Source organism: Aquimarina celericrescens, from assembly GCF_042682765.1.
Classification (GTDB): Bacteria; Bacteroidota; Bacteroidia; order Flavobacteriales; family Flavobacteriaceae; genus Aquimarina; species Aquimarina celericrescens.
This window is the reverse complement of the sequence record NZ_JBHUHY010000003.1, coordinates 374,282-386,727: the sequence shown is the minus strand read 5'-3', so window position 1 is coordinate 386,727 and position 12,446 is coordinate 374,282. Positions and strand designations below refer to the sequence as shown.

7 protein-coding genes are annotated in these 12,446 nt (G+C 35.7%); 5 read left to right on the top strand and 2 right to left on the bottom strand.

The annotated features are described in order from the left end of the window. The first annotated feature begins 38 nt into the window (after positions 1 to 38). Positions 39 to 995 carry a PorP/SprF family type IX secretion system membrane protein gene (locus ACFSJT_RS05585; RefSeq protein WP_378319233.1) on the top strand — a complete coding sequence of 319 codons (957 nt, stop codon included), beginning with the start codon at positions 39 to 41 and terminating at the stop codon, positions 993 to 995. Between the two features lie 149 nt (positions 996 to 1,144). After that, the gene (locus ACFSJT_RS05580; protein ID WP_378319232.1) at positions 1,145 to 5,809 is read left to right on the top strand and encodes a T9SS type A sorting domain-containing protein; all 4,665 of its coding nucleotides are present in this window, start codon (positions 1,145 to 1,147) and stop codon (positions 5,807 to 5,809) included. Between the two features lie 723 nt (positions 5,810 to 6,532). Here the strand turns inward: ACFSJT_RS05580 and ACFSJT_RS05575 are convergent. After that, on the bottom strand, positions 6,533 to 6,931 hold the full coding sequence (locus tag ACFSJT_RS05575; protein ID WP_378319231.1) for a DoxX family protein: 399 nt from the start codon (positions 6,929 to 6,931) through the stop codon (positions 6,533 to 6,535). A gap of 66 nt (positions 6,932 to 6,997) precedes the next feature. After that, positions 6,998 to 8,152 (bottom strand): DNA polymerase III subunit, encoded by a 1,155-nt coding sequence (locus ACFSJT_RS05570; RefSeq protein WP_378319230.1) that lies wholly within the window; start codon positions 8,150 to 8,152, stop codon positions 6,998 to 7,000. A gap of 235 nt (positions 8,153 to 8,387) precedes the next feature. On the opposite strand from ACFSJT_RS05570, the gene ACFSJT_RS05565 reads away from it, so the two are divergent. The 3 genes from ACFSJT_RS05565 to ACFSJT_RS05555 all read left to right on the top strand — a co-directional run bounded on the left by ACFSJT_RS05565 (position 8,388) and on the right by ACFSJT_RS05555 (position 12,416). Continuing rightward, positions 8,388 to 9,575, top strand: coding sequence for a phosphoglycerate kinase (locus ACFSJT_RS05565; protein WP_378319229.1), 1,188 nt, complete (start codon positions 8,388 to 8,390; stop codon positions 9,573 to 9,575). Between the two features lie 205 nt (positions 9,576 to 9,780). Next, positions 9,781 to 11,418, top strand: coding sequence for a lytic transglycosylase domain-containing protein (locus tag ACFSJT_RS05560; protein ID WP_378319228.1), 1,638 nt, complete (start codon positions 9,781 to 9,783; stop codon positions 11,416 to 11,418). Between the two features lie 17 nt (positions 11,419 to 11,435). After that, complete coding sequence (locus ACFSJT_RS05555; protein ID WP_378319227.1) at positions 11,436 to 12,416, top strand: DUF4837 family protein; 981 nt, start codon at positions 11,436 to 11,438, stop codon at positions 12,414 to 12,416. Positions 12,417 to 12,446 lie beyond the last annotated feature (30 nt).

Here is a 12,446-nt window from a genome sequence, read left to right as displayed (position 1 = left end):
AAAGAAAAAGGTCAATGGTCTGTAATTTTAAATGTTAGATGAAGAAATATATTGTAATATTCAGTCTATTTGCAAGTTATTGCACTTTTGCACAGGAGTTTTTCGCTCCTGTGCAAAACCAGTATATCGCAGATAACCCATATTTGATATCTTCTGCGTATGCAGGTATTGGAGATTGTTGGCAGATCAGGGCTTCAGGATTTGAACAATGGGTAAATATTGAGGATTCGCCCGGGACACAGTCGCTTTCTATCGATGGTAGGATCTCTGATCGATCAGGAGTAGGAGCAATTTTGTTTAATGATCAAAATGGTTTTACTACGCAAAAAGGGATTCAGTTATCATTTGCTCATCATTTAACGCTAAGCGAGTATAACAATCAATACTTGTCATTTGGAATAAGTTATAAGTTTACTCAATTTGGGATCGATACTTCAGAATTCAACAATGGAGATCCAAATGCCCCTGTTAATCCGGGACTGGCAGATATTACGGTTAATGATTCAAACTTTGATATAGCCATGTTATATCGTCTGGGAAGATTCTTTTTAAGTGCCAATGCGGTTAACTTATTACAAAAAGAAATCGATGATTTTAATCCAACAGAACCTTCTTCAATTCAAAATTACTACATCTACACTGGATATACGTTTTATCATAGGTTTAGTGATTTGGAAATAGAACCTTCAATTTTATATCAAAATTTTGCTGGTGACGGGCGTTCTACTACCGATATTAATATTAAGGTGCGCAAGATGTACCGTGAAGATTATCTTTGGGCAGGAATTAGTTTGAGATCCCTTGTCGATCAGGATTTTAAACCGCTATCTATATCCCCGATGGTCGGAATTAAAAAATCAAATTTTTACGTTGCTTATGGGTATCAGGTAAATGTAAATGAGGTGCTGCAACCCACCACATCTGCAGGATCTCATATGATTACATTGGGTCTTGATTTTGGATGTAGACAAAGTAAATGTGGATGTACATATTAGAGATTTAATAACGTAATAATAAGGACCCCGAGATAAAAAGGGGTTTTTTTATTTCAAATTAATAGTACTTTTACGAACTGAATAAAAAAAGCCGTCAAAACAAGGCTACGATAATACTTTTCAACAACCAGAATTTAAAACCTAAACCAATGAAAAAACAACCACGACTACAACTTTTGTTAGTATCGATACTGTTGGGTGGGATTTTTTATAGCAATGCTCAAAATATTACTACACCTGATCCAAATCCTATTCCATTTGATGTAGTCCCTAATAGCACATTTACAGTAAACGGTGAGTTAAAACTCATTGGAAACGCTATTGTTGGACCAAATCAGAGCCTAAGAGATGAAAATGGAGTAAATAGGATATATACACCAAATGATGACTATAACGGCCCAGAGAGCAATAGTAGAAAAGTATTTGGATACATAGATATTGATCAGGATCCGACAACATTCAGTTCGAGTAGTGCTGATTTTATTAGCGCAAATACCGGGTGTGCCAAAATTGCATATGCCGGATTGTATTGGTCAGCATCTTATTACACAGAAAGAACAAATAATGATGGTACAGCTGCAGATGGAGATTTTGCCAGATATCAAAATTTACAGCTTCTAGATAACAGACCAGATTTTAGAACGGTTAAATTTAAACCACCAGGGGTCTCAAATTATATAGATATCCTACCAGCTAATACGACTGTAATTTTTGATGGATATCGTAATACATCTACAAATCCAAATGATATAGCCGTACAGGATATACCATACGTATGCTACGCAGATGTTACCGATATCGTTAAAGGCTTATCTGATCCCGAGGGAACATATACGGTTGCTAACATGAGGGCGACGATCGGTCGATCAGCGAATAATTCGAGCGGGATATCGGGAGGATGGACATTGGTACTGGTTTATGAAGATTTGAATCTTCCCACCAGTTATATCAGTACAAATCAAGGATTTCTTGAAGTTTCTGCAGACAATAGTAATGAAAGCAATAAAACATTTACATATACTGGTTTTAGAACTGTTCCCGCACCATTACCGGTAAATGCCAGATATGGAGTTGCAGCCTTAGAAGGGGATTTTGATTTGAGAGGAGATCAATTACAAATTCTAAATACGAATGACATACACCAGAGCCTGAGCACTGTACCGGCTAACCCTGCTGATAATTTTTTTGATAGTTCAATCTCAGTAGATGGAAACTTTGTAACCAGCCGTGTACCAGCCTCAAGAAACACATTAGGCTTAGATATTGATATCTTCAATATAAACAACATAAATAACGAGGTTATTGGCAATGACCAGACATCTGTAGAATTTAGGATCACAACTAATCTTGATAGATATCGCTTGTTTCTGAATACTTTTCAGGTAGAAGTTATAGAGCCGAAGCTTGCAGTAGAAAAAAGAGTACTTGATACCAACGAAAATGATATTACGGGAGGTGATGTAACTCTTAATGACGTGGTAATATACGAACTAAAGGTAGAAAATATTGGAAACGAAGATCTAACAAACACTTCAATCAAAATTTCATTACCCCAGGAGGTGGATTTTACAGGCAATAATGTAACTGCTGATCCAGGTATCAACTATTTTTATGATTCCCTGGCGAGAGAATTTACGCTTACCTTAGATAATAATATTGTTGAACGTTTTGACGGACCATCATTTTTTCGCTACAGAGCTAACATTACTTCAGACTGCTTTTCTATTGTCGATTCTTGTCAAGGAGAAATAGAAAGTTTTGCGTTTAGTTCTTACACAGGCGAGGCTTCTTCCATAACAATTACAGGAGAACAAAACACTTTAGGTCGCGACAATTGTAATATTGCCATCGCGGGGTCGGTTAATGTGCTTGTTGATCTTACTTTGTGTAATGACGTAACTAGTGTATCACTTTGCAATGGATCAGTGAATCTTGTGGCACAAGATGGTTTTACGAGTTATGAATGGATAGATGTTAATAATCCTGATGTAATTCTAGGTGGTAATCAAATATTTACTACAACACAGCCTGGATTATATCAAGTAACAAAATCTGGTAATTCTGATTGCCAGAACACTACTGAAAGGTTTGAAGTGACTTCATTAGATGTAATTGATAACCCAATAATAACAATAGTAGAAAATTTGGAAAACAATCCTGTTGCCACAGGAAATATTAAAGTGTGTCCTACCACTGGAGGATCGTTACCAGAGATTTTTTTATGTGGAGCAGGAGCATCGATTGATTTAGATTCGGGATTCGTAAATGCGCTGGAGGTATCCTGGGAACGCTTAGATCCATTTGCTTGCCCATCAGTTAATCGAGACCCTAATTGTCCTACTACTGATCCAATTTGTGAAGGAGACTGGGTAACGGTAGGAAATGAAACTGTTTTTACTGCTTCTCAAGCAGGAGAATATAGAATTCAAGTCAATCTTGATGGCGGGTGTATAAGAACCTTTTATTTTGATGTATTTCAAAACAATTTTGATCCGCAATTGGTCGTGGTAGAACAAATAACCTGTGGAAACCCAGGTATATTGCAGGTCGCAAATGCCTCCAACCAATATGAATACCAATTAGAATCTCCAGATGGCTCGATTTCGCCTTATCAAACAGATAGCCTTTTTAATAATATAATCATACCAGGAACATATAATATTAATGCCAGATCAATTGGTGGTGCCGAAGATTCTTGCATTTTTTCTTCCAATACCGTGATAGTCGAAGAAATAGATATTCTTGTTGCTATTGAAAAAACTGATCCTATTTGTCTTGGTGATTTGGGAAATGTTCAAATTAATATTACAAATTCAGTACCGCCTTTTATTTATCATATTTCTAGCACAGATTCAGGAAATCCTTTTTCTGATAGTTTTGGGCCAACGACAGAGCCAAATCATGTTTTTTCTGGATTGTTTCCTGGTGTATACGATGTAGAAGTATCGTCTTTTGATGGAGATTGTTCGTATAGGCAAACCATAATCATAAATGAACCAAACTCAATTCAAAGCGACGCATATGTATTATCAGATGTTCGATGTAATGGTGAGGAGAGTGGAGAAGTTATGGTAAATGTAACAGGAGGCATACCTCCTTATGAGTACTCCTTTAAGCCAACAGGAGGAATTACGATTATTACTAATATAACAGATGAAACCCAATTTATTTTTCCAGGTTTACCGGCAGGAGCCTATCAAATAATAGTGAGAGATGGTAACTATTGTGAGAGCTTCTCAGATATTATTATTAGCGAACCTCAAGCATTAACTGCGAATACAACAGTTAATCAACAGGTAAACGGAGCCGACGGTGTCATAGAAATTACGACTACAGGTGGAACACCTCCTTATCAATATAGCTTAGACGGCAATGTTTTCAATACAACCAATACTTTTACAGGTCTTGTTGCTGGGGTGTACTCTGTAACGGTAAGAGATAGCAATGATTGTGAGATTGTAATACAAGAGACGATAGATCCTTTAATAGAACCAATTGCAGTTACACTTGACTTAGAAAACGCTAATGTTTTATGTTTTGGAGACAACTCGGCATCTGTAACTTCTACAGTAACCGGTGGAACTGGAGAATATACATATTCAATACAAGGAACAGATTATACAGGATTTTCAGTTGCATTAGGCCCTCAAAATGATGCATTATTTAGTGATTTAAGAGCAGGAACCTATGAGTATATTGTAAGTGATTCAGAATTTATTACGTTTACCGTTGCACAGGCCGAATTATTAGTGATCAATATCGAATCAACAGATAAGAGCTGTGGAGATGGTAATCCTGATGGATTAATAACGGTAACTGCTACTGGAGGCACACCTCCTTATGAGTATACGTTATCTAATTCTGGAAACATAATAGAAACTATCCTTACCAACGATCCTCAGGTTACTTTTTTGGCATTGGCATCAGGATCATATAACGTATCGACCCAAGACAGTAATGGGTGCGAACAAACAGTTAATGTCTCAATTAGTGAACCTACACCAATATCTTTGGATCTTGATGTAACACCAATCACTAATGATTCAGATGGAAAAATTGAAGTAACTGCCATGGGCGGCACACCACCATATACTTATGCGCTAAAAGACACACAGACCAATAGCGTAATAACGACGCAAACCTCAAATGTTTTCAATATAGGAACATCAGGAGATTATACTGTTACTGTAACTGATACGGGTAATTGTGTAATTGAACAATTTGTAAGGATTGAGTCTACAGCACAAAACCCAATTCTAGAATATGCTGATGAGATTTTCTTTTGTGCAATAACTGGGCAAGTATATCCTACCATTGCTATCGAAGATGTTAATGGAGAAGCCATTGACCTTGCGTTTACAGATGTAGTTTCAGTTGTTTGGCAAAAGCTTAATGATATTAATTGTGATATCGAGCTTGAGGATAATTGTCCCACTACAGATTCAAGCTGTACCTCAGATTGGTTTAATTTATGTACAACCCTCAATTGTGATATTACCGATCCTGGAGAATATAGGATAGTCATTGAATTTGCTGCAAAATCAGTAGACAGAATTCAAACATATTATTTTAAAACTGAAAAGAAGACTCCAGACGTTGCACAGTCATTTAAGATGTATCCTAATCCGACCAGAGGGATCGTAAAATTAAACAAAGAACCTAAAATCGTAAAGGTGTTTGATACCATGGGTAAAATGGTGTTACAAACCACAGAATCTTCTTATGATATAAGTTCGTTACGCAATGGAGTATACTTTGTGGAAGTAATCACTATAACCGATGAAAAAATCATTAGTAAGTTGATCAAGAAATAAGAGAATCAAGAAACAACAACAAAAAGAACACACCATTGTGCTTTTTTTAGTCTTTATACCAAATAAATCCCAAGCACATGATATTATTAGGCTTCGTTGTGGTAAAACATAGTTAGGCAATGTATGTTAAAGTGAAATATTGTCTTAGAATCTGGATTTGCTTTGGTTTTCGTTAGTGCTAATTAATATGTCCTCTAGGTTTAGCAAACTTTTCTTAAAATTATGAACGACTATAAATGAAAATTATCGGTTAATTTTATTAAAATATATAAAATCTTTAGAATTGTGGAGGCTACAAAACATTTTTTAATTGATGAAAAAGCAAAAAATGAGTTGATCCCTGATTATACATTAAAACTTCTTCGTAAATGTTTAAAATGCGATTGGATAGAAATATAAAAAAAATGATTTGTCCTTACGTCCAAAAACTGGCTAAATGTTTACTCTTAGCAGATGTTTTCTCTGAAAATAAATGCCTTTAACAATTCGAAGATATTTGTGAAGCTTAATTCTTTTAGGCCTGCGTTGAAATCAAAGAACCATGTTTCCGCTGGATGCCTCAAGGGTTCGCTTCAAGAGAGTTGACTTTTGCAAAGAGAATTAGATTTCATCTAAAAATTGAATAAGGCTAAACTTTTCGTTTCTTTTTGTGGCAATAAGAAAAGGAAAAAGTTTAAACCCCTTTTAGTTAAAAATAAATGGCCCAATATAAGTTAGGAGAAATTAAGCGGTAATCACATACAATCCAAATATGGCAACTATAAAGTAACAGGTGATGGTTAAAGCTCCCTGATAGTCTTTTGCTACTCTTTGCCCAAAAAGTAACATGAGAAGCGTTAAACAAGCTAAAAACATAGCCAATACCCCAAAATAGGTGTTATCATCCACAAACAAATGATAAATACCCGTGATACAACATATAGCCGTTATCATTTCAACAATCAAAATAGTGGCCAGAAGAAATGGAACCATTTTACCCATAAAGGTTTCGGCAAAATGTCCTTTTAACCAATCCAGATTCCCTTTCCAATCCACTAATTTATCGATACCCGATTGTAAAAATGTGATTAAAAGAAACAATAAGATGGTAATGGAGACAATGTGAGTCATAAAATTATCCATAGCATAATTAGTTTTACACCAAATATAGAATAATAATGGAGTACGCTAACTAATAGGAACTAACTACTATTGACTTTTTTTATGAAGCAATCGGGTAAGTTTTATAGAAAGATCGGTAAGAATAATTTTTGCATTCCCATTACGTTCGATATGGTAAGCCGCGTCTTGTAGCTCTGTACAAATATCTATAATGTTGGCTCCGTGTACGAAGGGAGCAAACTTCTCCAGCTTAAAACCATCGGTATTTGGTTCTAGAAACACCAATTCTTCAGCTCCATAATTTAACAACATGGCTTGTCTGAAAAAATCAAGACAATATTTCAAAAATCGTTTTTGTGTTTCTCTACCTGTTCCGGCAATAGATTCGCTCCAAGTGATCAGGTCATTTATGGCAGATTTATTTCCTTTGGCCCTAAAAGCTGTTCTTACCCATTGTACAAACCAATCTTCAAACTGGTCATCACCACCATCATGATGTAGTAGGTGTAACGCTTTGCTATAGTCACCATTGGCCTGGTGTGCTATTTTTAATGCATCATTATCTGGTACATTTTCATTTTTTTGCAAGGCTTCCTTGATCACTTGTTCTCCCAGAGGTGGAAAGTGCAATACCTGACACCTTGAACGTATGGTCTGTATAAGCTGTTCTTCATCTTCTGTGATGAGAATAAATATAGTTTTATCAGGAGGTTCTTCAATTAATTTAAGCAGTTTATTCGAGGCGGCGATATTCATTTTATCGGCCATCCAGATAAGCATTACTTTGTATCCTCCCTCATAACTTTTAAGTGAAAGTTTTTTTACAATTTGCAAGGCTTCGTCTACCCCTATTTGGCCTTGTTTTTTTTCGATACCCAAAGAGAGGTACCAATCAAAAATACTTCCGTAAGGATTTTCTTTTACAAAAGCTCTCCATTCTTCGGCAAATTGATCGGATGTTGGATGCTTTTTTACTTTATCATTGACCGCAACAGGATATACAAAGTGAAGGTCTGGATGGGCGAGATGATCAAATTTTAGGTTACAGGAGTGCATGCCTTCAATGTTTTCCCCATTTTGGTTCTGACATAGAATATACTGTGCATAAGCTATAGCCATGGGCAAGGTTCCACTTCCATTAGGACCTGCAAAAAGTTGTGCATGAGGGATTCTTTTGCGATCTGCACTAGTGGTTAAATAACTCTTAACATGTTTGAGCCCTAAAATTTCCGAAAAAAGCATAAGCAAATATAAAAAGAAGTGTGAGGTACGAGGTATGAATTGATTATAATTTCTTAATGGCCTTGGGTCTTACTTCTTAAATTTTAGGTTATTATTTTTTTATCAAAGAAGCGCTTTTCATAAAAAATTGATAAAAGTGAAAAATTACTATCGTTTTCGTAGATTTTTTTCATCAGAATTCGATGTTTCTAATGAAATAAAATTATTTTCGTTTGCTCAATAGTAATCCTGCAACATGAAGACGATCAACGATTTTAATTTTGAAGAAAAAAAGGCATTAATTCGAGTAGATTTTAATGTGCCACTTAATGAAAAATTTGAAGTAACAGATGATACCAGAATACAAGCAGCTAAATCAACAATAATTAAAGTATTAGAAGATGGAGGAAGCGCTATTTTGATGTCTCATTTAGGAAGGCCTAAGGGAGTACAAGACGAGTTTTCTTTACGTCATATCGTTGAAAAGGTGTCAGAAGTGCTTGGTGTTCAGGTAAAGTTTGTGGCTAATTGCGTAGGGCAAGAAGTCGAAGATGCTGCGGCAAACTTAGAACCGGGAGAAGTGTTGTTGCTAGAAAACTTGCGATTTCATCCACAAGAAACAGCAGGAGATTTTGGGTTTGCTCAACAATTGTCAAAACTGGGAGATATCTATGTAAATGATGCTTTTGGTACCGCACACAGAGCACATGCTTCTACCACTATTATAGCTCAGTTTTTTCCTGAAAAGAAATGCTTCGGAAGCTTATTGGCCAAAGAAATTGAAAGTATAGATAAGGTTTTGAGTAGCGGAGAAAAACCGATTACTGCAGTTTTGGGAGGATCAAAAGTATCTTCTAAGATCACTATTATTGAAAATATTTTAGATAAAGTGGATCACTTGATTATTGGAGGAGGCATGACCTATACCTTTATCAAAGCAAAGGGAGGTCAAATAGGAGATTCTATTTGTGAAGATGACAAGCAGGAATTAGCGTTGGAAATTCTTAAAAAAGCTAAAGAAAAAGGCGTAGAGATTCATTTGCCAGTCGATGTAATAGGAGCAGATGCCTTTGATAACGATGCAAATACCGATGTTATAGATGTAGATATGATTCCTAACGGATGGCAAGGATTAGATGCCGGACCAAAAACCCTTAAAAACTTTCATGATGTAATTTTAAAATCAAAAACAATCCTTTGGAACGGACCGTTGGGTGTTTTTGAAATGGAAAACTTTGCTAACGGAACCATAACACTAGGACATTCTATTGCCGAAGCAACAGAAAATGGAGCATTTTCTCTAGTGGGAGGCGGCGATTCTGTAGCGGCAGTAAAACAATTTGGTTTTGGTGATAAAGTGAGTTACGTATCTACAGGAGGAGGTGCTATGTTAGAAAGCCTTGAAGGAAAAACATTACCAGGGATTGCGGCCATTGAAAACTAAAAACGATAAGAATTTTGTAAGAAAATGAATATTTTTTGTAAGAATATAGAAAAATCAGTCTTTTTGACTGATTTTTTTGTGTTTTTAACCTCTTGATCTTTTGTGTTTTAGAAAAAAAATACGATTTTCGCTACTGTATTATAATAGTATTGTTTTTTACCCCCAAAATTCCCAAATATTAACAGTAAAGTAAACCACTCGTGAGATGAAAAACCGGTATTCATTCATTTTTTCTTTTTTCTTTTTTTCGGCTTCGATTATAGCCCAGGAAGTAACAATCCCAAAAACCTCAGAAGAGAATAGTTCTAAAGAAATTTTGTTAAAAGAAAATCTGGATCTCAAACAAGATACAGTCCAAGTAATCGACACTACAAAAGTAATCAGAACTACGGGTACAGAACTACAAATTGCAACTGTTACTTCTACAAGTGTAAAAGACAGCTTAGTTTACATTGCTCAGGATCACCCAAGGATGTCTACCTTAGATTCGATCTGGAAACAAGAACTGTATAATTCTAGTCTTTTCGATACAATTTATAAATCTGTTACCAATTTGGCTTATGAACCTGTAGAGTATATAGATCTTCCTACAGATACGCTCAAAGCAAGATTAGAAGAATTAAATGCTCGTACTCCGTTTAATGTAGAATATAACCCTTCACTGGAAAGTGTAATCAAAAACTATTTAAAAAACCGCCATGAACATCTCGAAAGATTAATGGCGTTAAGTGAGTTTTATTTTCCGATGTTCGAACAAGAATTAGATAATTACAACATCCCATTAGAAATAAAATATCTGGCGATTGTAGAATCTGCACTAAAACCCAGAGCAAAATCAAGAGTAGGTGCCACGGGATTATGGCAATTTATGTTTGGCACTGGTAAAATGTTTGGACTAGAAGTGAGCTCTTATGTAGACGAGCGTATGGACCCGATTATGGCCACAAAAGCGGCATGCGAATATCTCTCTAATTTGTATAAAGTATTTGGAGATTGGGATCTGGCCTTAGCCTCTTATAATTCTGGTCCCGGAAATGTTACTAAAGCCATAAGGCGTAGTGGTGGATATACTAATTATTGGAATATAAGACATAATCTTCCCAGAGAAACAGCAGGCTACTTACCGGCATTTTTAGCAACCATGTACATATTCGAATATGCAGATAAGCATAATCTTAAACCCAGAAAACCAGAGTTTGTATATTTTGAAACAGATACGATCAAGGTAAAGCAAATGATAACCTTAGATCAGGTTTCAGAATACATGAATATCGATATAGAGGAATTACAATTTTTAAATCCGTCTTATAAATTAGATATTATTCCGTACATCAAAGATGAAGATTATGTACTGCGATTACCTTTGGATAAGATAGGTCTGTTTGTGGCTAATGAAGATAAGATCTACGCGTTGGCACAAGCAGAGTTTGATAAACGGGAAAAGCCGTTACCAAAATACTTCGAAGCCAGTGATAGAATCAGATATCGAGTACGCAGTGGTGATTATTTAGGTAAAATCGCCAGAAGATATGGTGTAAGAGTAAGTAGCATTAAAAAATGGAATGGTTTACGAACTAATAATCTAAGAATTGGACAACGACTTACCATATATCCACGAAGGCCTGTGGCAGACCGTCCACAAAAGATTAGTACAGCATCAAAGCCCTCTAAACCTTTAGCTGTAACAAGCACTTCAGAAATGTATACCGTAAAACCTGGAGATACTCTATGGAGTATTTCACAAAAATTTAAAGGCATTTCTGTCGAAAATCTTAAAAATTGGAACGATATTAGCGGTAGTGGTATAAAACCAGGTATGAAACTGAAGCTTTCAAAATCATAACCGCAAATCATAATCTTATGAAAAAATTATCACTTGTCATCATTTGCGTGCTTTGCATTGTAAGTTGTACAGAGACAAAGAGGAATAAAAATAAAGCGCAAAAAGGTGCTATGGCACATTCTGTTGGCAAAATAAACGAACTTTCTGTGGTTATAGATAATGATCTTTGGAAAGGAAAAATTGGGGACACCATTCGTAAATACTTTGGCGCAGAAGTACCTGGATTACCGCAAGAGGAACCATTATTTTCTATGCGGCAAATGCCCGTAGAAGCCTTTTCTGGGTTAGCAAGAAAAAATCGAACTTTCCTTTGGATTAAAAACGGAGAAAAAAGCGGGTATACTGTATTAAATAATAAATATGCAACTCCTCAAGTGGGCGCAGTAATTTCTGGAACCGGAAATGAGATTATTGATTTGATTCGAAAGCATCATGAAACGATCATTTCAAAATATAAAGTAACTGAAACAAAAGAAAAGCAGAAACGAATCCGAAAATCACTTGAAAAGATACCACAACTGCCTGAAAAACTTGGTATTACTCTAAAAATCCCCACGGCGTATCGTGTTGCGATCGAAGAGGATTCGTTCTTTTGGATACGAAAAGATATTCCCCAAGGAAGTATGAATCTTATGATTTATGAGCTTCCTCTAGGAACGGTTACCAAAGATTCTAATACGGTTTCTAGTATTATAAAAATGAGAGATTCTATCGGTGCCAAAAAAATCCCCACAGAAGTTGGTAATTTTGTTACAGAAGAAGCATATGCACCTTATCTCTATGAAACTACCCTTGATGGTCGTTTTACTTTTGAAACTAAAGGCACATGGGAAATCAAAGATAGGTTTATGGCTGGTCCTTTTGTAAATTATGTAATCGAAGACACACCTAATAATCGACTAGTGGTATTAGAAGGCTTCGTATTTGCACCATCTGTAAATAAAAGAGACAATATGTTTGAGCTTGAAGCTATTATGAAGAGCATCAAGTTTGAGTAATGAGTAAAATTTTTAGTATGCAATAGGTAT